This is a genomic window from Antrihabitans stalagmiti (assembly GCF_016482825.1).
GTDB lineage: Bacteria > Actinomycetota > Actinomycetes > Mycobacteriales > Mycobacteriaceae > Antrihabitans > Antrihabitans stalagmiti.
In genome coordinates this window covers 942,684-966,957 of the sequence record NZ_JAEMNV010000001.1, presented here as the reverse complement: position 1 = coordinate 966,957, position 24,274 = coordinate 942,684, and the positions used below count along the sequence as shown (strand labels likewise).

The 24,274-nt window shown below is 62.6% G+C and carries 20 protein-coding genes; 17 read left to right on the top strand and 3 right to left on the bottom strand.

Going from position 1 to position 24,274, the window contains the following annotated elements; translation table 11 throughout:
- The first annotated feature begins 136 nt into the window (after positions 1–136).
- Positions 137–547, top strand: a complete 411-nt coding sequence (locus JGU71_RS04395) for a MarR family winged helix-turn-helix transcriptional regulator (protein ID WP_199702622.1) — start codon at positions 137–139, stop codon at positions 545–547.
- Positions 548–642: 95 nt separating this feature from the next.
- The gene (locus tag JGU71_RS04390) at positions 643–2,106 is read left to right on the top strand and encodes a class I adenylate-forming enzyme family protein (RefSeq protein WP_199702620.1); all 1,464 of its coding nucleotides are present in this window, start codon (positions 643–645) and stop codon (positions 2,104–2,106) included.
- Between the two features lie 10 nt (positions 2,107–2,116).
- Here JGU71_RS04390 and JGU71_RS29685 read toward each other — a convergent pair whose 3' ends face one another.
- Positions 2,117–5,434, bottom strand: a complete 3,318-nt coding sequence (locus tag JGU71_RS29685) for a 3-carboxy-cis,cis-muconate cycloisomerase family FAD/NAD(P)-binding protein (protein ID WP_233528612.1) — start codon at positions 5,432–5,434, stop codon at positions 2,117–2,119.
- A gap of 761 nt (positions 5,435–6,195) precedes the next feature.
- Between JGU71_RS29685 and JGU71_RS04375 the strand changes: the two genes are divergently transcribed.
- Both JGU71_RS04375 and JGU71_RS04370 read left to right on the top strand, forming a co-directional pair.
- Positions 6,196–6,768: an RNA polymerase sigma factor gene (locus tag JGU71_RS04375; protein WP_199702618.1), complete on the top strand. Its 573-nt coding sequence runs from the start codon at positions 6,196–6,198 to the stop codon at positions 6,766–6,768.
- A gap of 168 nt (positions 6,769–6,936) precedes the next feature.
- Positions 6,937–7,824: an alpha/beta fold hydrolase gene (locus JGU71_RS04370; RefSeq protein WP_199702617.1), complete on the top strand. Its 888-nt coding sequence runs from the start codon at positions 6,937–6,939 to the stop codon at positions 7,822–7,824.
- A gap of 54 nt (positions 7,825–7,878) precedes the next feature.
- On the opposite strand, the gene JGU71_RS04365 is transcribed toward JGU71_RS04370, so the two are convergent.
- A complete protein-coding gene (locus JGU71_RS04365; RefSeq protein WP_199702615.1) occupies positions 7,879–8,442 on the bottom strand; it encodes an RNA polymerase sigma factor in 564 nt (187 codons plus the stop codon).
- Between the two features lie 254 nt (positions 8,443–8,696).
- Positions 8,697–9,413, bottom strand: a complete 717-nt coding sequence (locus JGU71_RS29680) for a MerR family transcriptional regulator (RefSeq protein WP_233528611.1) — start codon at positions 9,411–9,413, stop codon at positions 8,697–8,699.
- 550 nt (positions 9,414–9,963) lie between these two features.
- Between JGU71_RS29680 and JGU71_RS04355 the strand changes: the two genes are divergently transcribed.
- From JGU71_RS04355 to JGU71_RS04295, 13 genes are all read left to right on the top strand, one after another.
- Positions 9,964–11,007 (top strand): type III polyketide synthase, encoded by a 1,044-nt coding sequence (locus tag JGU71_RS04355; RefSeq protein WP_307829488.1) that lies wholly within the window; start codon positions 9,964–9,966, stop codon positions 11,005–11,007.
- Between the two features lie 44 nt (positions 11,008–11,051).
- Positions 11,052–11,570 (top strand): cupin domain-containing protein, encoded by a 519-nt coding sequence (locus JGU71_RS04350; protein WP_199702611.1) that lies wholly within the window; start codon positions 11,052–11,054, stop codon positions 11,568–11,570.
- A 5-nt stretch (positions 11,571–11,575) separates the two neighbouring features.
- Complete coding sequence (locus JGU71_RS04345; protein ID WP_199702609.1) at positions 11,576–12,709, top strand: DegT/DnrJ/EryC1/StrS family aminotransferase; 1,134 nt, start codon at positions 11,576–11,578, stop codon at positions 12,707–12,709.
- Between the two features lie 10 nt (positions 12,710–12,719).
- The gene (locus JGU71_RS04340; RefSeq protein ID WP_199702607.1) at positions 12,720–13,718 is read left to right on the top strand and encodes a class I SAM-dependent methyltransferase; all 999 of its coding nucleotides are present in this window, start codon (positions 12,720–12,722) and stop codon (positions 13,716–13,718) included.
- Positions 13,719–13,727: 9 nt separating this feature from the next.
- Positions 13,728–14,642 (top strand): aromatic prenyltransferase, encoded by a 915-nt coding sequence (locus JGU71_RS04335; protein WP_199702605.1) that lies wholly within the window; start codon positions 13,728–13,730, stop codon positions 14,640–14,642.
- Positions 14,643–14,662: 20 nt separating this feature from the next.
- Positions 14,663–15,127 (top strand): TetR/AcrR family transcriptional regulator, encoded by a 465-nt coding sequence (locus JGU71_RS04330; RefSeq protein ID WP_199702603.1) that lies wholly within the window; start codon positions 14,663–14,665, stop codon positions 15,125–15,127.
- 176 nt (positions 15,128–15,303) lie between these two features.
- The gene (locus JGU71_RS04325; RefSeq protein ID WP_199702601.1) at positions 15,304–17,457 is read left to right on the top strand and encodes an MMPL family transporter; all 2,154 of its coding nucleotides are present in this window, start codon (positions 15,304–15,306) and stop codon (positions 17,455–17,457) included.
- Positions 17,458–17,593: 136 nt separating this feature from the next.
- Positions 17,594–19,246, top strand: coding sequence for an AMP-binding protein (locus tag JGU71_RS04320; RefSeq protein WP_199702599.1), 1,653 nt, complete (start codon positions 17,594–17,596; stop codon positions 19,244–19,246).
- Positions 19,243–20,412: an acyl-CoA dehydrogenase family protein gene (locus tag JGU71_RS04315; protein ID WP_199702598.1), complete on the top strand. Its 1,170-nt coding sequence runs from the start codon at positions 19,243–19,245 to the stop codon at positions 20,410–20,412. Before JGU71_RS04320 ends, JGU71_RS04315 begins: the two co-directional genes overlap by 4 nt.
- Positions 20,409–21,536 carry an SDR family oxidoreductase gene (locus JGU71_RS04310; protein ID WP_199702596.1) on the top strand — a complete coding sequence of 376 codons (1,128 nt, stop codon included), beginning with the start codon at positions 20,409–20,411 and terminating at the stop codon, positions 21,534–21,536. The genes JGU71_RS04315 and JGU71_RS04310 overlap by 4 nt, the downstream gene beginning before the upstream one ends.
- Entirely contained in the window at positions 21,533–22,531 is a 999-nt protein-coding gene (locus JGU71_RS04305; protein ID WP_199702594.1) for an NAD-dependent epimerase/dehydratase family protein, read from the top strand. Before JGU71_RS04310 ends, JGU71_RS04305 begins: the two co-directional genes overlap by 4 nt.
- Positions 22,524–24,014: a PEP-utilizing enzyme gene (locus JGU71_RS04300; protein ID WP_199702592.1), complete on the top strand. Its 1,491-nt coding sequence runs from the start codon at positions 22,524–22,526 to the stop codon at positions 24,012–24,014. Before JGU71_RS04305 ends, JGU71_RS04300 begins: the two co-directional genes overlap by 8 nt.
- Entirely contained in the window at positions 24,007–24,264 is a 258-nt protein-coding gene (locus tag JGU71_RS04295) for an acyl carrier protein (protein ID WP_199702591.1), read from the top strand. Before JGU71_RS04300 ends, JGU71_RS04295 begins: the two co-directional genes overlap by 8 nt.
- Positions 24,265–24,274: the final 10 nt, after the last annotated feature.

Sequence of the window (24,274 nt, the reverse complement as noted above, 5' to 3'; positions counted from 1 at the left end):
CACTCTCGACCGCCGATATCGGACTATCAGTCGGTTTATCATGGCTTCACCGAACCAAGAGTACTCAGGTAGCCTGACTATTGTCGAGTGAGAGCGGGTTTTTATGGACTTGAGCGGGTATTCCCTCGGTACTCTCGTGTCCATTCTCGACCGCACGCTGCAGGACTACATCCACGAAGGTCTGGACGCGGCGGGGTGCGGCGACATCACGCGTAGTCAGGGCGTGGTCATGCACATGCTCGACCGCGAGGGGACTCGCATCACTGCAATCGCTGCCAGGGCGCGAATCAGCGTGCAGTCGGTGTCCGAGATGGTCAACGCGCTGGAACGGCAGGGCTACCTCGAGCGCCGACCGGATCCGGCCGACGGCCGCGCGAAGCTGATCATCATCACACCGAAAGGCGAGCAAGCGGTGGTCGGAGCCACGTCTGGTTTCGACAAACTCGGCCGCGCCTGGGAAGCCGTACTCGGACCGGATCGAAAGGGCGAGTTCAAACGTGCGCTGATCGATCTCGCACTGGCGACCGGTACCGACCACATTCGTTGAACGTCGGCAGTTGCCGTCGTGCGGCCGGGGCTTTTCCGCAACTCAATTGCGCTTTTTGCCTCGAATTCGTGGTTCGATCGGTCGACAATGTAGCAATGACACACCAGCTGAGCAGCCTTGTGTCGGCGAGCGACAGAACAGCGCTCCTGGCAGCGGGCACGTCGTGGTCCTATGCCGAACTAACGACTGCTGCAGACCAATTGGCGCGCGTCATGATCGCTGCGGGACTGCGGGGCGAACGTGTCGCGCTGGCACTTCCGAATTGTTCGGAGTTGGTGCTCGGTTATCTCGCCTGCTTCACCTCGGGTGCGGTCGCGACGCCGTTGAACACGCGGTACGCGCCACCGGAACTCGAGCAGGCCCTTCGTCGTGCCCGTCCGCGCTGGCTCGTGACGCACTCGGGCAAGTTGGCAGACCTCGAACACATCGATCCGGGCGTCCTCGGCGACGTTCGCGTGCTCGTCGTCGGGGACTCGATCGGCGCGTACGAGGACTTCGGCGCGCTGCGCGCACCGTCCGATGCCAACGAGCCGGTTGCTTCGGATGCTGGTGCACCTGCGGTCATGTTCTTCACGTCTGGATCAACGGGGCAACCGAAAGGCGTTGTCCACAGCCACCGTTCGACACTCGCAGTGCTGACGAGCACCTCCGAGGCCATGGGTGACGTCACCGCGAACGACGTAACGCAGGTCTTCGAACCGCTTGTCCATGTCAGCGGCTTCATCGCAACGATGACGACTCTGTTGGCGGGTGGCACAGTTGCGCTGTACGACGGCTTCGAACCAACTCGGTACGTGGAGGCGTTGCAGGAGCATCGGCCGACGCTCGTGTGCACGCATATCGACATCATCGCGCAGGTGCTGCGGCAACCCGGGATGCAGCGTGAATGGTTCGCATCGCTTCGAGGTGTCTACACCGGCGGCGATACGGTACCCGAAGCGCTACAGCGAGAATTCCTGGCAGCCAGTGGCTTACCCATCTGCGTCGGCTGGGGCATGACGGAAGCGATCTGGTTGACGATCAACCGCGAACCCCAGCTCGATCGAGACGGATGCATCGGCGTGCCGGTGTCGGGCGTCGACATTCGCACCGACGACGAGACAGGGGAACTACTCGTGCGCGGGCCGATGATGATGGACCACTACTGGGAGGACGAAACCCTCACAGCCGCAACCGTCACCGACGGTTGGCTGCACACGGGAGACCTCGGCGAACAGGACGCCGACGGAGTCTGGTGGTTCACCGGTCGCAGCAAGGACATCATCGTGCGCCGCACGTCGAAGATCGCGCCCGGCGAGGTCGAGTCGGTCCTCGATCGACATCCCGACGTCGTCGCAGCAGCGGTCATCGGGGTTCCCGATCCGGAAGAAGGTCAGGTACCGGTTGCATTCGTCGTAGCGCGAGCTGGCGCTGTACTGACAACCGACGAACTTGTTTCGTTCTTGCACAACAAGATTGCGGAATACAAGATCCCGGCGCGGGTGTATTTTCGCGATGCACTTCCCCTCACGTCGAGTGGGAAGATCAATCGACGAGATCTGCACGAAGACGCCTCCTAGGGGAGGGTTTCTACAGGCGCAACAAGGCCCTGTCCACCAGTTCGCTTGTCGCTCCGAGGTAATTCTCGGGTCGCAAGAGTTCGGCGATCTCATCCGAATCGAGGTGCGTACGGACCCCTGCGTCTTCGGCAAGAATATCGGCGAGCAGGCGATGAGTCTGTGCGGCTTCGAACGCCGCCGCCTGGAGAGTCTTCTTGGTGGCCGTCTTGCCGAGTAGCGGTGTCAGTCGCATGGCCAGACGCTCGGAGACTATCTGCCCGCCCGTGAGTTCGAGGTTGGAGCGCATCCGGTCGGTGTCTGCCGACAGTCCGGCTGCGAGTTCCGCCGCGGTGGTGGCCGCGCCGCCGACGAGGAGTAGGCACTCCCGAAAAGGTTGCCATTCGGCGTGCCATGCTCCTGCAGGACGTTCGTCTTCTGCGAGCATGGCTCCGAACACGGTCGCGGTCAACGCTGGAACCTGCAGCGCCGCTGAGCGAATCATTGCGCTGAGCACAGGGTTTCGCTTCTGCGGCATAGCCGACGATTCCCCGCGGCCGTCGGCTGCAGGCTCGAGTACTTCCTGAATCTCGTTGCGGGACTGAGAAATAACGTCCGTCGCGAACTTCCCGAGCGCACCTGATGTAATTGCAATTGCGCTGGCGAGATCCGCGATCGGAGTACGTACGGTGTGCCACGGCGCCTTAGGGGCTGCCATCCCGAGTTCGGCCGCGAACTCGTCGGTCAACTTCGTGTAGATCACGCCGGGAGACTCGTTGTCCGCGCTGCTCGCGCACTCGACGTAGGAGGCGAACGTTCCTGCCGCCCCGCCGAGTTGTACCGGCAGTTCGACTGCCCGGAGGCGGTCTCGCGCATCGAAGATGCCATGCATCCACGTGGCAACTTTCGCGCCGAAGGTGGTCGGTACGGCGTGCATGGCGAGAGTTCTACCGGCAACCGGCGTATTGCGGTGCGCGCGAGCGAGCCGGGCGAGTGAGTCGAGGACGCGGTCGAGATCGGCGACGATGGCACCGACCGCGCGTTCGGCGATCACCATCGTCGCTGTGTCGAGCACATCTTGGCTTGTGCAACCGCGGTGCACGTAGTTCGCGCTCCCTTCGTCTATCGCCGCAACCGCGCTGGTTAGTTCGGCGACGAACGCCACGACAGGATTTGCGGCCCCTCTCGATGCCACGGCGAGGCGACGCGGGTCGAATGTGTATGTGCGCACAGCTTTTGCAATGTCCTGTGTCGCCTGCGCGGGGACCATTCCGAGTCGTGCTTGCGCGCGTGACAATGCCAGCTCGACATCGACCATGGCGTCGATCCAGGCGCTGTCGGAGACCAGACGCTCGATCGGAGTTCCTGCGCGAACGGGGGAGAGCAGGCCGGTGTCATGCATGGAGGGTGTCCTTTCAGAACTAGCGTCGACTGCGGTCGGTATCAGGTCGGTTCCGAGAACCGACCGCGCAATTGCATCGGCGTCGGCGAGGGAGACCGAGTTGACGCCCGGCCGCGGACCGGCGGCGGTGACCCAACGCACCGATTCGGTCGGCACGCCGAATGCGTAGCGGCGCTGGTGGACCCGACCCCGACTGTCGATCACGGCGTGCGTCGCGCGGTCGACGTCGAGTCCACCGGTCTGATGTCGTGTCCCGTCCGGGTCGCACAGCGTGTACGCGCGAACGGCACCGGTGCGGAGTAGCCCCGTCAACAACGGGTCGCCTGTGTTCCGGACGTCGGGTTCCTGAATTCTGGCGTCGATGAGGAAGCGTGCACGCACGGTTGCGCCGTCGACGACGGGTGACGTCGCGACGAAAGCCGGGATGGTGCCGTCGATATCGAATGTGAGTCGGGGTCCGACGAATCGCACGACCCCCGCGCGCACAAGGGCCGCGAGCTCGGCGATTCGGGAGGCAGGCGGACCGATCGACAGGAAAGCGTTCATCGGCGTGTACCAGCGGTCCAGGTCGTCGCGGTACGAGCGGCCGGAGATCCCGCCGTGGTCGACGATCAGCCTGATCTCGTTGCGGAGGTCGCGCAGGACGTCGAGTGCTGCCTTGACGGGTCCGCGCACGTTTCCCAGGCGGGCCTGTCGTGCATCCTCGTCCAGGTAGCCCAACAGCCAGCTCCGATAGTCGTCCAGGTCCGAGAACTCGAGTCCGTAGGCGGGATCGGTAATGCGGGTCCAATCCCACCGCTCGTCGCTGCCGACCTTGTATTGGCCGAGTATTTCGACTGCGGCTGCTGCGGTGGGAGCATCGAGGAACAGCGTGCGAAACCAACGCAGCTCGCTCGGGCTCAGTCGGTCGGTGACGAGCGCCGAGTAGTAGGTCACTTCGACCTCGCGGGCCACCAGCGGCCACACATCACGTCGAAAATCGACATTGCCGAATTGTTTTGCCCGCGTGCGCAAATGGTCGATGCGCTCGGGTACGAGCAACAGCGCTTGATGTCTGCCTGCGCTGCCCTTCTCGTTCTCGCCACGGGCGTGGTGTGGCACGCCGCGCCGAGAACCCGCGAACACCACAGGCTCGCGTCCGGACCGCAGATATCGCAGCCGCGGTCCCTCTTCCTCGAAACGACCGCCACGACCGCTGGTCAGCAAGGCGACGTAGTCGAAGAAGGTGAGGCCGAGGCCACGGATCAGCACGGGTGCGTCTGCCGGAATGCCGTGCACCGCGGCGTCCGCCGCGTTTCCGGGAGGGAAGTATGCCAAACCGAGCGCTGTTGCGCGTGCGGCGGTTCGGCGTGTGTCGTCGGATCCGACGAGGGCTAGATGGCCCTGGGTGAGGACCACTGCATCGAGCGCACCGAGGACCGTGCGGGAATCGAGCTCGATCTCCTGGCGCCCGTCGGCGCTGTCGCGCAGGTCGACGGCCGTCGCGTGGACCTCGACGACTCGAACCCGCGATCGCGACCGAGCTCTGATCTGTTCGAAAGCCCACCGCAGGTAGTGACCATAGAACGCGCGTGTCGGATACGTGTTCGGTCCGACGCTGCGGGCTTCGCTGACGACGTGTGGCGGAAGGTCCTCGACGACAGCGAATTCAGTGACGTACGCGGCCCACTCGTGCAGGCTCGGGCCTGCAACCACCGGACCGCTCATCGCGACGGAGGAATCGGTGAAGATCGTCACCTGCGAGGCAACTGTGTTCATCAGAAGTTGGGTGGATTGGCTTCGCCGCCACACTGCTCCCGACCCGACTGCGGTCGAGTCGATGAGAACGACGTCGATCGCGTCGTAATGATCGAACTCGGACTCGTTGGCGCACAGCCGCTCGAACACACTGAGCCCGCGGGGACCTACACCGACTATGGCCACGCGCAACACCCGGCTCGTTTCGCTCATGAGTCAGGTGCCCCGGCTGCGACGACGATATCGAGGTCGAGGACGGCGCGTGTTCCGATCGGGTAGTGGGCCATGGTTGCCTCCTCCACATCTGAAAGAGGTGAAGTCGCGTCGGATCGGTTCCATGGTGGCTGTCGGGGTGTTGGCGTGCCTCCGAAAGTCTCAGGGAGACTCGACGTACTGGCTACGACCAGCAACACGGTGCGAAAGGCGCGGTCCGAGGCGGCTCGATGACCGCAAGCGGACAATAGCCACATTTTCTTGGCGGGCGGTGCGGTCGGCTGCCGACGACCCGTCGCGGGGTTGGGTGCCAAGTAGGTGGCGGACCTTTCCATACGCGTTTCGCTGAAATCAGCCGCCCAGTTGTCGATTGTGCAGGGACTTTGCTCGCGTGCGCGATCCCTGTCGTTCGAATGTTTTGAATTGAACGAATGTCGTGCGCAACCGTTCGTTCGTGCGCATTTAATCTTCTCGCAACGAAACGCACTGTCGATCGGGTTCAGCACACCGTGCCTGGACTCCGTTGCTGATGTACGGTTCTGGCTATCGGCTCGTGGGAGGCATTCTCGAGTGATCGGGTGGTACCGATGACGTTTACCGCCGGGGGCATCGAACAATTCTCGGAACAATTCTGTAAATCCAATAATTTCGGAGATTTGGCAGCCGACGAGGGCGATCAAATTACTCAGGCCGACGCGGATTGCTGAGGTATTCAGTGATCTGTATCGGCGCGTCTTATTCAGCTGCGCTTGGAGTGGTCGATGGAAAAGTCGGAGTTCGATGAATCTGCTGTTATTTCCGCCTGCTTGGAGGGTCGAAGCGATGCGTGGAAGCTACTGATAGACGAGTATTCTGCGATGGTCTGGGCAATTGCGCGAAACTATCGCCTTGCCACGCATGACTGCGGCGATGTGTATCAGTCCACGTGGACGAATGTTTTCATACATCTCGCACAGGTACGGTCGTCCGATCGGTTACCTGCTTGGATTGCGACGACCGCGCGACGCGAGTCGTTGAAATGCCTCAATCGCAACAGCAAGTATTTGCCGACGGACAACGACGCCGTGCTCGACGTAGTCGGTCCAGATATCGAGCAACCCGACGAGGCCGCAATTCGCAAGTTGATGTGCGAACAGATTCGAGCTTCCTTTCAGCTGCTGCCGCCACGTGACCAGACGCTACTTGGATTGCTGATGTGCGACAGTGCTCCCAACTACGACACGGTGAGTGAACAGCTCGGTATTCCGCGGGGATCGATCGGACCATTGCGGCGGCGTGCATTGACACGTCTGCGAAATTTGTTGCCGTCAGCATTATTGGATGGCGTTGCCTGACCCTTCGTCTGCACGGAATCGACAGATCGATCGAATCGGACCGGAACGGAACCGTTCGGCTTGTCACGCGCCTCTTCGAGTCAGTAGAACATTTGCTTTCGACGACCCGAGCAGGACCCCAGACAACTGGCTGGGGATCTGCGTCGTCGAACGAAGGGGGGACCAGCGATGTCCGGCCTTGCTGCGGGCGCGATCCATTGGGTTCGTCGGCATGACGCCGAGCTGGCGGTGTTCGACAGCGGGGGCAGCGGCACGCCGGTGCTACTTGTGCACTCGTTTCCACAGGATTCCCGCGTCTGGAACGATCTCGGTGCACTACTCGCACCGCATTACCGTGTTCTTGCGGTGGACATGCGTGGGTTCGGGCGTTCGTCGAAGCCCCTGCGCGGCTACGACACTCGTACGCGAGCCGGCGATATCGTCGCGGTATTCGACGATCTCGGTATCGACCGGGCCGCGGTGATTGCGCACGGGTGGGGGGCCTGGGCGGCTTTCGTCGCGTGTGAGCGCCACCCGGACAGGTTTTCCAGACTTATCGCGTTGAATGTCATCCACCCCTGGACGAACCACCGGCGCGTTGTCCCGAACCTGTGGCGGCAGTACTACACCCTGCTGTTCGAAGTCCCGTATCTCGGTCGGTTCGTGATCCGCCGGATACCTGCTGTTGTCGACGCGTACGTCACGCGCACTGGGCGGGCGCCCATGGACGTGCACGTCGCTGTGTACGAAGACGATTCCGACGCGCGGGCAGCCGCCCGCGCCGCGGAACAGCTGCACTTCCAGTTCGTCGCGCGAGACATCCCGAAGCTCATGACGAACAGGCTTCGCCGTATGCCCTTGCAGGTGCCGACGCTGCTTATCGGCGGTTCGCACGATCCGGTGTACCCACCGGCGATGCTGCACGTGCCGGATCCGTTACGCGAGTTCTTGCACGTGGCGTTCGTCCAGGGTGCCGGGCACTGGTTGCATGCGGAACAGCCTGCGGCAGTTCATCGTCTGGCGGCCGACTTCATCGAGCGCGCGTATCCATATCGACCAGGAGGATCTAGACGATGACGACCCCGTGGAGTTCCGCTGAGCCGGACAAGATCATCTCCGCCGCCTGCGGACTCAGGCCGGCCGCCGGGAAGTCGGCCACGAGCGCCACTCTTCGCGGAACCGGTTCCGCGCTCGGCTGAGCCTGGATTTCACGGTCCCAGGCGAAACATCGAGATGCTCGGCGATCCTGGCCTCGGCCATGTCCTCGAACGAGCTCAACACTAGAACTGCGCGATGTTCGGGCGAGAGTCGTTCGAGCGTCCGCCGGACGTCGATCCGCAAATCCAGCTCGTGAACGTCGGAGACGTCGGCGATGTCCAGCTGATCGATCGCGAGCGGTATGCGGCGCGCGATACGGATCGATTCACGTGTTGCGATCGTTCGTGCCCAGCTGGCGAGAGCTTTCGGTTCGTGGAGCGTCTCCAGGTTCTTGAAGATGATCAGCAACGTCTCCTGCGCCGCGTCTTCACCCTCGTCGAGGGCGATGGAACCGCAGATCCGCCCGACGTACGGCTCCAGTTGTTGAAGTAGCTCATGCAGCGCGAGAACCTCGCCGCGTTGGGCGCGATGCAGCATGTCGGCACTGATATCGATCGGTAGCCGTCGCGGCCGGGCATTGTTGATTCGTTCTGTCATCGTGCAACTCCCAGGCAGCCTGGATTGGAGTACCGTTCGTCAAAAGGATTGCGACACTGCAAAGTTCAGCCTGTTGCGCGGTTGTTGGCGCATCCCCGTCGCCCCACTTCTGTCGGGCGGCTCGAACGTAACACCATCGAATGGCGCGAAAGATGGTTGCGTCCGCAAGCGGCCGCGCACTGGCGCGTATCAGAAAAATCGGTATCCCTTTACCGAAGCTTTGCCGTGCGCGAGGCCGCGAAGTTCGCGCGAGGTCACTGTCGGCGATGTCGCTTTCCGGCGACGCGAAGCACTTCGGAGAGGTCGAACTCGGCGCGCCGCGGTGTGCCATGCCTGACGATCTGCCCGCGGTGCACCCAATGTCGGAGGGTGTCTTCCGATACGCCGGCGGCCCACGCGGCGACGCTCGTCGTGACGGTCTCCGATTGCTCCTGGCCGTCGGTGACGAAACGATGTCCGTAAGTGCACAGTATCTCCACCGGCTGCTTTCCGAGGCCGCTCCGATGCCGAGCATGGACTGTTCCGGCGCACTCCGGCGTTGGGCAGCCACGTCCGGCCTCGTGCTGCTGTGGCACTGCGATCGATTCGACCACTGCCAGGCCAACTTTCACGGTGGCGTCCAGTTCGTCGACAAAGTCGTGTGCCGCGAAATGGTGCATCACCCAGCTCAGGTGCTGCAGCAGAAAATCTGTCAGCTCGCCGACCGTGACGCCGGGAGAGGGCTGTGGCCTGCGCTCGTCGACCACAAGCGCACTCCACGTTCGCAGAAAGTCGTTGATCTCCAGTCGCGCGGACAAGGCGGACTCGCGCAGTGGGAGATTGTTGCTCTTGGTGCCTCGGATTCTTTCTCGGACCCCCGAGATTGCCGGCAGCTGCAACGCCGCCTGGCACGCATCGTGAACGAGCGGCAATTGGCGCAGTTGCTCGCGCGCGCGCTCCTGTGGAAGTGAATCTGTCCATGTTTTTTTCACGCGAACCCCTCATGCCCCGAAATCGATTCGGATCGCTTCGTTGGTAAGGAGAAGTGGGACCCCTGAAATGGTTCCCTCGAATTCCGCAGTGACGCACGTTCGAACATTTCGCTTGGCCGGAACCTGCAGGCCGCTTGACACGCTTCCTTATCAGCTGTAATTGACGTCGGCCGCTGCTCGAACGCCGAAAAGGGAGTGTGATCTACGTCACTCTGCGGACCCGTTGGCGCTCGGCGGCAAATCTGTCATGCTGATCGGGCGGCATTGCTGTGCCTGCCGGTGGAATTCATCGAAACAACCCGCAGGCCGTATTCGGAAACGGAATCTCTTCATCCGAAATTCATTTAGCAAAGCACGCGTCCACGTGTCGATAAATGCCCGAACATGCTTTCCGCAGACAGCTGAGATGTATTCGGTGTGTAGTCAATGATATCGGTGTGGATCCGCAACCTCGAGGTGATCGATCCGTTTCGTATCTCTAGAGAAAGTTGCCCAAGAAATGCCAAGGCTGTGCAAACCTTCGGTGAATGTGCCGGAAAATGTAGTCACAATGGAAGACACGCTGAAATTCGCGGAGAAGATGCATGCCGGAAAGGAGCAACTTCCGCTTGCGCTGAAGTTGATTCAGAATACGGGTGTACAGACGCGGCACATCGTTCAGGACATCGATACGACGTTGCGGCATCCGGGATTCGAGGAACGCAACAAGATTTACGAGCGTGAGTCGAAGAAGCGCTGCCCCGAGGTCATCGAAAAGGCCCTCGCGAACGCGGGCGTGACCGAACGCGAAATCGACGCAATCATATATGTGTCGTGTACGGGATTTCTCATGCCGTCATTGACTGCCTGGCTGATCAACGACATGGGATTTCGGTCGGACACCCGCCAGATTCCGATCGCACAGCTAGGTTGCGCGGCAGGTGCCGCGGCGATCAATCGTGCGCACGACTTCTGCGTGGCCCACCCCGGAAGCAACGTGTTGGTCGTCGCGTGCGAACTGTGTTCGCTGTGCTACCAGCCCGACGACGACGATGTCGGCTCGCTGCTTTCCGACGGGTTGTTCGGTGATGCCGTCGCTGCAGCTGTAGTGCGCGGAAGCGGCGGGACCGGAATATCGCTCGAGCGGAATGCCGCGTATCTGATTCCGAACACCGAGGACTGGATCTCCTACGCCGTGCGTTCCACCGGCTTCCATTTCCAGCTGGATCGAAGGGTCCCGGGAACGATGGAACCGTTGGCGCCGGTGTTGCGGGACCTCGTCACTGCCAACGGCTGGGACGTCGCCAACCTCGACTACTACATCATTCACGCGGGTGGTCCGCGGATCCTGGACGATCTCAGCAAGCACCTCGGTGTAGATCGCACGATGTTCCGCCACAGCTGGGCCACCCTCACCCAGTACGGCAACATCGCCAGCGCTGTCGTGCTCGATGCGCTACGCAGGCTGTTCGAGGAGGACATGCCGATCGCAGGCGCAACCGGTGTGATCGCAGGATTCGGTCCTGGCATCACCGCCGAGATGTCGCTCGGCCGATGGGCAGTCGACGGACATCGTGAAACCGACCGGACGAGAAAGATCGCGCCGGCTTCCTGACCTCCGGTGAAATTCCTCCGCACGATCCGACAAGGAGCCGAAGTATGAGCGACCTCATTGTCCCGGCCGGCCAAGGTCGAGTTCTTGCCACCGACAAACAGGAAGTCACCTTCAAAGTCACCGGAGCGCAAGGATCCGTGGTTTCGATATTCGAAGTTGTCGTCCCACCCGGTTTCGACGTAGGAGCGCATTCCCACCGCAACTCCCAAGAATTCTTCTACGTACTGGAAGGCGAGCCGGACCTGCTGGCATTCGAGCCGATCGAACGAACGCCGGAGGGCTGGCAGAACTGGGAATCCGCGGCAGGCGATCGAGTCGTCCACGCCGGCCCAGGGGACTGCATGTTCGTTCCTGCCGGGTGTCCGCACGCGTTCAGGAATGCGACCGACAAGCCTGTTCGAATGTTGTTCCAGAGTTATCCGGCACCCGACCACGAGCACTACTTCGAGGAGATCGTCGAGATCTTCGCGTCAGGTCGGTCGGTCGATGCCGAAGCAATTCAAGACCTGCGTGATCGCTACGACATCAACCCGATCACACCCCTTCGATTCGAACCGAGGTGATCAGGATGGACGCGATTCCACTGGTGCACGCGAGCCTCGGCGAGCAGGAGTTGGCAGCGATCGCAGCGGTGTTCTCGTCGGGATGGCCGGCCGGTCAGGGGCCCCGCGGCAAAGCGCTCGAGTTGGAACTCGCTCGACGCTACGGGGTTGGCGGCGCGGTTGCAGTCAGCAACTGTGGTGCCGCACTACACCTTGCCCTTCTTGCGCTTGGAGTCGAGCCGGGCGACGAAGTGATCGTCGCCGACTACACCTTCCCCGCACCGGCCCACGCTGTGCGGTATGTCGACGCGACCCCGGTCTTCGCCGACGTCCGGGCCGACACCGGCACCGTCGACCCGCAGGCAGTCGCGGACCTGATCGGTCCGCGAACCGTCGGTGTGATCGCCGTGGACACGGTGGGCCTTCCCGCCGATTACGCGGAACTGAGGTCGATTGCGCAACGCCACGGGCTTTTCCTTGTCGAAGACGCCGCGTGTGCGGTCGGCGCGACCTACCACGGGATCGAGGCAGGCGCTTTGGCGCCCGTTGCGTGCCTGTCCTTTCACGGGCGCAAAGGTGCGACGAGTGGTGAGGGAGGGGCGCTGCTCACAGCCGACCCAGCTCTCGCCGCTGCCGCACGCGTGCGATCGTCGTTCGGCATAGGAAGCATCTTCGAGGAGGCACAGGTCGTCGGTCTACCGATTCCGGTGTTCACCGAAATCGGCTACAACTACAAGCTTTCCGACATTGCTGCGGCGATATTGCAGGTACAACTCGGGCGGATCGGCGAGCTGCTCGAACGCCGGCGCGCGGTAGCCGCTCACTACGGGCACCTGTTCGGTGCCGAAGACCTCGTCACTGTGCCACACGTGCCGGACGACCGCACCCACGCCTGGCAGTCCTATGTGGTGACGCTGGATCCGTCGGTGGACCGCGGCGCAGTCGCTACCGAACTCCGCGCCAACGGCATCGGCTGCGGGCACGGTACGTGGGCGTGCCACCTACAGCCGGTGTACGACACGAAGTATGCGTGCCCAGTCTCGGCGGATCTGTTTCACCGGAATCTGGCGTTGCCGATGCACGCCGAACTCAGTTCGAGTCAGGTCGAGCGAGTCTCTGACGTCCTGCACACCGCCATCCGAACTCACCGGAAATCGTGAAGGAACCTTTATGAGCAACACCCAACCGACCCCCGATCGGATTCTGCAACTGACCAACGGCTACTGGGCCACCGGCATCATCGGCGCTGCGGCGAGCCACTCGTTGTTTGCCCATCTCGAGTCGGGCGCGGACACTGCCGTCCTGCTTGCTGCCGAAGCTGGAACCTCCGAGCGCGGCACGCAAACGCTGCTGAACGGGCTTGTCGGCCTCGGCCTCGTCGAAGTGCTCGACGGCAAGTACCGCAACGCCGCGGATACCGCCGCCTACCTTGTCGAAGGCACACCCACCTCGTTGAGCGACCTTGCGATTCTCAAGCTTGGCCACATGGGCGAGTTGACAGAACTGCCCCAGATCGTCAGCGCAGGCGGGCCGGTGACTGAACCGACCGTCGAGGTGGCAGACAACCCGCATTGGGAAAAGCTGGTCACGGCAATCGCTGCTATGTCGACTCCAGTAACGGCAGTCGCGGCAGAACTCTTGCACATCGCGGACGCCGGACCGATCTCCATCCTCGACATCGGCGGTGGCTCGGGCATTTATTCGGCCACCTGGCTCGAGCTCAACCCGGCTGCGCGGTCGACGCAGCTGGACTGGGCGCCGGTGAATGCGATCGCGCGCAGACTCCTTGCCGACCGTGGCGTCGCGGACCGTTTCACCTGCGTAGACGGTGATTTGCACACCGTGGACTTCGGTGCCGCCTCCTACGACGTCGTGGTGTATTCCCACATCGCCCATCAGGAGGGGCCGGAGGACAACGCCGAGATATTCGCCAAGGTCCGCGACGCGCTCGCACCGGCAGGCACGTTCGTCATTTGCGACTTTGTCGTCGACGACGACCTGAGCGGTCCGCCGTTCCCGCTGCTCTTTGCTTCGGAAATGCTTGTGAAAAGCAAAAACGGAGGAACTTGGCGGCGAGGCGACTACGTTGCCTGGCTCGAAAAGGCGGGCTTCGGCGACATTACCTTCCACCCGACACCGTCGCCCGCGACGCTGATCCTCGCCAGATAGGACAACAAAATGGCTGTCGAAACGGAAGAACTGCTCGCGGTCCTCGCGGAATCGGCTGCAACTCTGGGATTGGAATACGCGCCTGACAAAGTCGAACCGGTCTTTACCGCATATCGGGACGAACTTGCGAACGCGATGGTCATCGTCGGAATTCCGGCGGACGGCGGCGGCGAACTCGACGTCAGCTTCGGAGTGCCGTTGCGCGACTTTCCGGACGATCCCTACGAACTTGCCCGATCGCGCGGTTTCGTTCAGGCGAACGATCATCCGGTCGCCAACCTGCTCGGCGAGGTTCTCAACAATTGCCCCGTTTATGGCTACGGGGTCGACTGTGGCATCGATCAGGGCTTCAAGAAGATCTATGCGGCGTTTCCACTTGAAGACCTGCAGGGGATTGCAAAGCTAGCGGCTTTGCCGTCCATGCCGCCGAGCGTGGCCGAGCACGTCGACAGTTTCACACACTGGGGCATTGCCGACAACGTCTCCATGTTCGCGATCGACTATCTATCCAGGTCGGTCAACATCTATTTCGGCAAGCTGCCCGACGGTGTCCTGAAATCGGAGACGGTACTTTCGATACTCGGGGAGATTGGAATTCCGGAACCAAGCGAGCAGATGATGGAATTCGTCGGACGATCGTTCTCGATCTATCCGACGTTCAGCTGGGACACCGGTAAAGTCGAGCGAATTTGTTTCTCCATCGTGACGCCGGATCCGATACCGCTGCCGACGCGAGGCGGACCGGAAATCGAGCGATTCTTGGCGAATGCGCCGCATACATACACGGGCAAACCGATCATCGTCTATGCCGGCGTGCTGTCGCCAAGCGGTAGCGAGAACTACAAGCTCGGCTGGTACTACCAGGAACCGCAAACAATGTGGCGGAAATTGGAAGTGTTCAACGCCGTCGCAGGCGGCGGATAACAAGATCAGAAGGAGAAATAATGTCTGCAGTAGCCGAGACAGAAGGTTCGGCCGCCTTCACCGAGTACGGCGAGGCTCTGGCGGCGGCCGCGGTGGAGGCGCACACCGGAGATCGGGCGCAGTTGGGCGAAACCCTCATCGGTACTTTTCTGAAATTCTGGGATGATCCCCAGCTCAGGCCACAGCTCCTCGAGAAGTATCGCGCCGCGTTCACCAGCGAAACGGGGGCAGCAGAAATGCGACACTTCATGTCCTCCGGCCTGTTCGCACAGGCGGTTGGGAAGCTCGATGATCCACCGAAGAACATCGAAGAGGTGGCGAAGCTGCTCGGTGTTCCCCCGCTTCAGGTCAACGCAGCGGTTTCGCAGGTGATGGGCGTGATCATGCTGCGCTATGTCGTGAAGGTGGAGCCGATCGCCTCGGCAGCGCCCGAAGAGATCCGTGCCATCATCGCGCCGACTGTCCAGCGCTATCTGGTTGGTTAGCGGCGAAGTTCGCGGTTCGATGTCCGCTTGCGGACACCTTCCGTGACGTGCGTCGAATGCGTGTCACGATGCTCGAAGACGGTGATGGGGATGCGCCGCGAGAACAATTTTCCAGCGCCTCCGCAGACCACGTCGGGACCCGGTTTTATCCGCTGTAGCTCACGATGGAGGAATCGATGAGTTCGTTGAAGTTGAACGCAGCCGACGCGGTCGGCCGGTTCGCGCGAATTCCCGCAGGCAGAAAGTCCAAATGGATTGTGCTCGTCGTCTGGATCATTGCGCTGCTCGCAGTCGGTGGTTTGGCGTCCAAACTTACTGGCGCACAAACGAACGACGCTGTGGAGTGGTTGCCAGGGGGCGCGGAATCGACCCAGGCATTCGAAGCCGCCCAAACGTTCCAGGACGCAGACGAATCGCCCGCTGTCGTCGTGTACGAACGTCCGAGCGGCATCACTCCTGCCGACTTGGCGACGGCCCAGGCGGACGTCGCAGCATTCAAGACGAGTGATCGCGTCATCGCGGAAAAGGTCCTCGGACCGGTGCCGTCCGAGGATGGCCAAGCGCTGCAGATTCTGCTTCCAGTACGCACGGGCGGCGGTAGCTGGCCCGACATCGCCGAAATCGTGGCAGAGCTGAAGCAACCGTTGTCGGATCGGCCCGACGGCCTCGCATTCCACGTCACAGGCCCTGTCGGGTACGCGGCGGGCTACGGCGAAGCGTTCAAGGGTGCCGACGGCATCCTGCTACTGGCGGCGGCCGCTGTCGTCATCGTCATCCTGTTGATCAGCTACGGACCCGTGTTGTGGTTGTTGCCACTCACCGCAGCGATATTCGGCTTGACGATCGCGCAGGGTGTCGTCTACCTGGCGACCAAGGGCGGAGTGACGGTCACCGCGATGGGTGCGTCCACGCTGATGGTGCTCGTGTTCGGCGCGGGTACGGATTATGCGTTGCTGCTCGTGGCGCGCTATCGGGAGGAACTGCGAAGGCACGACGACAAACACGAGGCAATGGCGGTTGCGTTGCAGCGGGCCGTCCCGGCAATCCTGGCGAGCGCGGCGACGGTGGTGGTCGGGACGCTGGCATTCCTTGTCGCCGACATGAATTCGACGAAGGGCTTGGGGCCGGTCTGCGCTATCGGAATCGTCGTCTCGTTCGGAGTGATGACCACGTTGTTGCCGGCCTTGCTGGTGATATGTGGTCGGTGGGTCTTCTGGCCGCGTCACCCAGAGGTCGGATCCAGTGAGCCGACCAACGGTATCTGGGAACGCATCGGCAAGGCGATCTCGATTCGGCCACGAACGATATGGGTTGCCACAACGGCGGTGCTGCTCTTGGGCACGGCCGGAGTGATCGGTTTCGACAGGGACGGGATCGCGGCCAAGGACTCGTTCGTCGGCGAAGCAGACCCGGTGGCCGGTGAGGAGATACTCGGTCGACACTTCGACATCGGAACCGGCAATCCATTTGTTGTCGTCGGTTCTGCCGACCGCGTATCGGTCGTCGAGTCGGCACTGACACGAGTCGATGGCCTCGGATCCGTGAAAGCCCCAGTGGTGAAAGACGGGCTGTTCTACATCGAAGGGACCCTTGCCGATCCGCCCGACAGCAACGCCGCGGAGGCGACGATCGACCGCACTCGTGATGTCGTGCATGGGATCGAAGGTGCCGACGCAAAGGTCGGTGGAAGTACCGCGGTCCTGCTGGATTCCAAGCGCGCAGCAGAGCGCGACAACAAGGTCATCGTGCCATTGGTGCTCGTGCTGATCCTGTTGATCTTGATGGTGCTACTCCGCGCGGTATTGGCTCCGGTCTTGCTGATCGCAACGGTCGTGCTGTCCTTCTTCACGGCGCTGGGTCTGAGTCGCTGGCTATTCGAACTGTTCGGGTTCGAGGGTGCCGATCCGTCTCTGCCTCTGCTCGGTTTCGTCTTCATGGTCGCACTCGGGGTCGACTACAACATCTTCCTGATGACCCGGGTCCGGGAAGAAGCGGTGCAACACGGCACCCGGCGAGCAGCGCTCATCGCGCTGGCATCGACCGGAAGCGTGATCACCTCGGCCGGGCTGGTGCTCGCTGGTACGTTCGCGGTGCTCGCGTCGTTGTCGATCTTGTTCCTGGCCGAGATCGGCGTGCTGGTTGCAGTCGGCTTGCTGATCGACGCGCTGATCGTGCGCTCGATTCTGGTGACCGCACTGAACCTGGACCTCGGCCCGAAGATCTGGTGGCCGAGTGCACTAGCTCGACAGCCCGAGAAGCCGCTGTTCGTCGACGCCGAGAATGCGAACGCCGAGGAGGACGACAAGCGCGAGTTTGCTCGGCTGAACTGAGCCGCCGCGCAAGCGTATTCGCTGCGAGTGCCCCGTCGAGGAAGCTGACCCTTCCTTTGGCGGGGCACTTGTCGTTCCCGCGCAAACGATCCGGTGGTGAGCCCGACTACGAGTTACGACGATGTGGAGCGAGAAAATGACTCTGACGGCATGGATCGAGCATCCCGTTACCGACCGCGGAATAAGCTTCTGGCGCGATGAGCAGTGGCAGCGGTTCAGCTATGCCGAATTGGCCGATGGTGTTCGCCGCAAGGCAACGCAATTCCGCGAGGCAGGCGTCCGCCACGGCGAGGTGGTGCCGATCGTGATCGGGCAGAGCGCCGATTTCGTCCTGAGCTTCTTCGGGTTGATCTGGATGGGTGCTGTGCCGACGGTACTGCCGGCGCCGAAGGCTTTGTCAGGGACCAGCGGTTACACGCCGTTCGTCGCAGGCATCGCCGGAATCAGTGGCGTGCAGCACTTCGTATCCGAGGAGCGCTACAGCGAGACCCTCACTGCAGCTTTGGGCACCACCGATCGTCGGGTACTTCCGCTCGAGTCGGGGTGGACTTCGTGCGCCGAGTCCGGGGAGCAGCGCAACGACGGTCCGGCGATCATGCAGTTCACGTCGGGGTCGCGCGGAAACCCGAAGGGGCTGTGCATCACTCGCGAAAATGTCGAGGCAAACCTAGCCATGCTGTACGAATGGCAGACCCTGGGCGACCACTTTGGGGTGTCCTGGCTTCCGCTTTATCACGACATGGGTCTGATCGGCGGCATGCTCACGCCGGTCACCGCACAGGCCGAGCTGAAGATGATGTCACCACGCGACTTCGTGCGCGAGCCGCTGCGTTGGCTGCGTGAATACGGGCACGAGCGGTTCACCGTCATGGTCATGCCCAACTTCGGTTTCGAGTGGCTGGTGAAGCGGGTCGAGCCGCAGGACGTGCGGGACTGCGACTTCTCATCGATCCGTTCGGTGATCAGCGGAGCCGAGCGCGTACAGCCGAGCACGATCTCGCAGTTCGGTGCACTTCTCGAGCCGCGCGGGTTCAAGTTCACCGCGCTCACACCGGCTTACGGACTCGCGGAAGGCACGCTGGCCGTGACCGGAGTTCCGTTGGATCAGAACGCGGTTGCGATAAACCTCGGGCAGACTACTGCGCCGTTCGGACGGCGCGTCGAGGTCTTGCTCGAAGCCGAAATCGACGGCGCGGGATCGGTCGGTGCCGGGTGGATGGTGAGCTGTGGTGTTCCGCTGGCAGGACTGGAAATGTCCATCCGCGGCGACGATCAGCAGGAGTTGCCCGAATGTGTCGTCGGCGAGATCTGGGTCTGCGGCGCGTCGGTCGCCCGGCAGTATTCCACCGACGGGGGCGTGATCGACACCAACCGAGTCGGCGATTGGCTATGCACGGGCGATAGCGGGTTCGTCTACAACGGCGAACTCTATGTCGTGGGGCGAATCGGAGATTCGATCAAGGTCCGCGGCGAGGTTGTGCACATGGAGGACCTCGAAGGACAGCTGGCTGATGTCCTGCGGCCCAGCATCTTTCGGCGCTCCTGCGTGGTGGGTTCGAACTCGGGGGACCAGCCGGTCGTCGTGGTGGCGGCCGAGTTCGTCGTCACACCGGCCGAACGTGTGGCGATCTCGCGGATCCTGTCCGGAATCATCGGCAATGCAACGGAATTGCGTTGGCTGCAATTGGAGCCTAACGAGCTTCCGGTAACCACCAGCGGTAAGCCCCGCCGGCGCGAGGTGTGGCTGCGTCACCACACTGCTGCCACCGTGGACGGCGATCAGACGTGAAGTACGCGGGGATCGTCGGCGACGCCGAGCGGGCGCGCCTGGACAAAATTATCGGCGCGGCCGTCGATCGCTACGGTGCCGAGGCCGAGCGCTTGGGGATCTTCCCCCATGGACTCGTGAAGGAGCTCGCGGCCGAGGGGCTCTTCCGGCAGCGGTGGCCGCAGGAACCTGCAGCCGGCGACCCGATCCTCGGCTTGCTGATCGCCGAGCGAGTCGCCAATCGAGGCATGTTCGGGATCGCAGTTGGACTGAGCCTGCAATTGGAAACGTGTGCGTCGGCTCTGCGGCGATTCGGTAACACAGCCGAGCACGAACGGTTGTTGAACGGCCTGCTCGACGGCGACACGATCTGCGCGTTCGGCGCGTCGGAGCCGGTTGGTGGCTCGGATCTGCTCGGAATCGAAACCCGGATCACCCCGCTGGGCGACGGTCGCATCCGCGTGACCGGGGAGAAGAAGTACCTGTCGCTCGGTGAGGTATGCGACGTCGCGATCATTCTCGGCAAGTACGTAGTCGACGGCAGCCAGGCACCACTGTTGACGACGGTGATCGTGCCCTCGTCGGCGTTGACGACGGTGAAGCGGCACAACAAGACCGGAACGTCCTGCCTGGACACGTCGTGGGTCCGCGTCGACGCCGAGTTGGGTGCGGGAGCCATCCTCGGCCGGGTCGGCGGCGGACTGGCGGTGGCATCCTGGGCGCTGATGCACGAGCGACTCTCGATCGTCGCCCAGCTGGTCGGTGGCTGCAAATACGCTCTTGGACTGGCGGTTTCGCACGCACGCCAGCGCAAGCAGTTCGGCACGACGCTGATCAATCATCAGGCATTGCGGTTGCGGCTGGCCGAATTGGCAGCCCAGGTGACGATGGCCGAGCTCGCCGTCTACGGAGTGGGGGAGCGGCTGGCCACCGGAAACGGCTGTAATGCAAGAGATGTCGCGGGTCTCAAGGTGACGACAGCCCGGCTCGGCGAGCGGGTCATGAGCGAATGTATGCACATCTTCGGCGGCTCCGGATACCTCGAAGACGAGACGCCGATGAGCAGGCTGTGGCGCGATGCCCGCTTGGCCCGCCTCGGCGGCGGCAGCGACGAGATGATGCTGGAGATGGTTGCGGGTGGACTGCAGGGCGAGGATCGCTACAGCACCGATGTGAGGATGTCATGACGATTTTCGTGGCCGGCCTCAGCGGACAGATCGGGCATGCGGTGGTCGATCACGGTGCCACGAAGGTGATCGGACTCGTGCGCCGCTCGACCGGCACCACACGGTTGCGCAGGCGGATCGAATCCCGTTCGCGGGAAATCGAATTGGTTTACGGCGACATCACCGTGCCGCACTGGGGACTCGAACGCGGTGCACTGGAGAAGCTCGCTGCGGAGGTCACGTGCGTCGTCAACTGTGCCGGGAGCACCGATTGGCAAGGTAGCGCCGAGTCACTACATGTGAGCAACGTCGTCGGCGCGGTCTACGGCGTCGGCTTCGCGGCCCGGCTCGCCGAAATCTCCGGCCGCTCCGTGCCGTATCTGCATACCTCGACGACCTATGTTGCCGGCTCGGCGATCGGCGTCGTGCCGGAGACCCGACTCGGCGCAGGCGCCGATCGCACACGCTACGAGCACTTCAAGTGGATGGGCGAACAAGCCGTGCTGCGCCAAGCGGCCGACGTCGGCGTGCCCGTATTGCTTGCCCGAATGCCTGCGCTGCTGGGTGATTCGCACACGGGGGAGACCCTGTACAAGAACTCGCTGTACCAGTTGTCCGAGCGGTGGAACGACATTCCGTTGGGCCTGCTGCCGGCGATGAAGAACGCGCGTGTGGATTGCGTGCCGCGCGACACTGCCGCGCAGGTGCTGATCGCGCTCGCGAACGGGCTTGCGGCACGGTCGTTTCCGGATATCAAGATCGTGCACATCACGAACGGCGTCAATGCTCCCACGCTACGTGCCCTGCTGGAGGCGGCGCGCATGGTCGACCAGCATGCCTTCGACAAGTGGGTTCGTGTCGTTCCTGCCGGCCGTGATCACGTTGTCAACGCGTCCGCCCTCGGCGAGCGCTTCGGCAGGCTGCCAGCCAAATGGCAGAACACCCTGATCGGGCTGCGCTACATCGGCCTCGACCGAAGCTTCGACCGGGCCAACCTGCTCTCTGCGCTGGATTCGCTCGACAAATCCGCTGCAGCACCTGCGATCTCGATCGAGGCCGCGGCACGGCTGACCTTCGGTCTGCACCCTGCCCGCGAGTCGGTCGTCTCGCAGAAACATCGTTCGCTTGTGAGGTTCGGAGCATGAAGGTAACGGTATTCGGCGGCACTGGCTATCTCGGCGAGCTCGTCACGGATCGCTGCCACGCCCGCGGTCACGAGGTTGTCGCGCTGTCCCGCAACCCTGGTCGTGGGGCATGGGAACATCGGCATTGCGATTTCACGGCGCCGAGCCTCGGAATGGACGAGGACACACAGGCGGTGATCGCCGGTAGCGACGTGTGTGTCGTCGCAGTCGGTGGTGTTTCGTGGCAGTCGACAGGTGCCGCGAGCCTGCAGATCCATGACCGAGGGATCGCGACCCTGCTGCAACTCGTGGAGTCCGCACCCCAGCCGCCGCGGATCGTGCATGTGTCCTCGATTCTCGCTCTCGGTGAGCCGAACAAGACGATGACAAGCGACCAGCTCTATGTCGGGCAACGCTTCCGGAACTGGTACGAGTACGGCAAGTACGTCGCCGAACATCGGGTGCGGAATTCGAAGACGCAGCACAACATCGTGCGGTTCGGTCCGCTGCTCGGGCTCGGATACGAAGGCCGGGTTCCGTCGACTCAGGACGGCCTGCCCGCGCTCTTCCCGATGGTTTTGGCCAACTATCCGGTGCCGATCACAGAGGGCGGACGCTACCCCTGTTACGTCGGAGACGTACTGGGTGCCGCGGAGTTGGTCGCCGAGATGGTGGAGTGGACAGCGCACGGCCGCACGCTCACCTGGTTCGATCCCCAGACGCCGAGCCTGGTCGAGATTTTGAGTCGGGTGTGCCTGCCTTTCGGCAAGTACCCCCGCCTGCTGAAGGCCGATGTCACGCGGGCCGAGTGGTTGTTGCGAATGGCCATGCGCCGCATCGGGACCGACGCCAATCTCACCGACTACGCGCACCGCTGGATCGACGTCGACTGCGGTGCCGACTTGGAGCATACGACTGCGGCACACTGCCGCGTCGACTACATCCAGGCCATGAGTGCCGCCATGGCTGGCCATGCCTGGCCCGATCGAAGCGAGGCGTGGTACGCCCATGCGTGAACCTCAGAAGCTTGGTGTTGTCGGGCCACTAGACACTGATCCCCATCCCGTATTTCGCACTTACTCCGCCGGCAATTTCGGTGAGGTCGCGCCGGAGCGGTTGTCCCCGTTCTCCTGGTCGCTTGTCGGCCTGCCGATGGAGGCGGCCACCCGTCGGCTGACGACCAAGATGTGGGGCAAGCGGTCGTGGACGTCGGGCGAGTTCTTCACGTTTCTCGGATACATCAAATGCCGTCCGTACCACAACTATTCGGCCTACGCACAGATCGCGGCCTCGGTGCCCTGGATCGAGGGCGACGACGTCGGGCTGGCGTACTTCGAGGGGGTGCCCGCTCCGGATCCGTACGGGGCGCTTGCCGAGAATCCTTTCGTCAAGGCGAAGGGCGTAGTTCGGATCACACAGGAAGTATCGATGGCGGTAGTTCGGATCCGCAATCTCGAGGAACGGCTGTTCGAGTTGGAGGCGCATACCGCCGAGCCGGGCTTCGACGTCCGACTGCGCGCGAACGAGGCCACCGAGTTGCTGAGTTCCTGTTGGTACGAACACATTCTGTCGACTACGGCCCTGGTGCCGCTGACCAGCTACCAGGAAAAGATCCTCGCGCGGGTATGCGACGATCCGGCCGACATCATCGGCTTCCTCACTCGTCCGGACGAATTGGTGTGGAAGCGACTGCACCGGCTGACCACGACCGGTGACCAGACCTCCGCAGCGTTCCTGAACCACCCCTTCTACGAGGTCGCGTATCGACATCCGCTGTGGGCCAAGTATTCCCATCGGCATCAGGTCGAATTCGATCGCACCGAACGATTCGAGTCGTTTCTGACTCCCGCGGAGGCCATAGCGGGAATGTACAAGGGCGCTCGGTATCGGGTGATCGCCGGCGTCACGAAGACGGTCGCCGAGACGATGGCCTGCCGGGAGCACTCGAAGTCGATGGTGATGCGGGTGCTGCATGTTTTCCGCACGATCGGTCCGGCGTTGGCAGCCGAGCAGTCGATTGCCGAGGAGTTGTGGCCGTTTCTCACCGTGGCCGAACTGTGCGGTGCGCCGCGAGGTGATCTGAGCAAGATCGCAGACGAGCGAGCGACGCTGTGCGAAGAGGCGCTCACTGTCGTGCTACCGGAGAACATCGAGATCCTGCACGACGGGACGATCGTCGAACCGGTCGCGGCGGCGGTGCGAGTGCAACCGCGCGGTGTGTCGGGTGGCAACGCGAGCGGGATCGCGGTGCGACCGGAGCAGGACATCCCTGACGAGGAATTCATCCTCGTGTGCGAGGCCGCCGACGCGGATGTCGTTCCGCTACTGAGGTTTGCCTCGGGCGTCGTCAGTCGGCGAGGCAGTGCGATGTCGCACCTGGCGATTCTGTGCCGGGAGTACGGCATCCCCTGCGTCGTCGGCGCCGACATCGAAAGTATCCCCACCGGAGTCGTCATCACCGTCGACGGCGCGACAGGAAAGGTGAGCAAGCATGAGTGAAACATTGGCGGGAGTCGCGGATATAGCGACCGCTTTCGGCTCGGCCACAGGGATCTCGCGGGATCTGCGGCCGGACGATTCGCTGACAAAGGATCTCGGTATCGATTCGATTGCGAGCATCGAGATGATGGGCCTGCTGGAGAGCCGATTCGGGGTGAACCTGATCGACAATCCCCGCATCGTCGGTACCGAAACCGTTCTGCAGCTGGTCGATCTCATCAACGACCTGCAAACCGGCCGTGTGGCGTGAGGACTGCGAC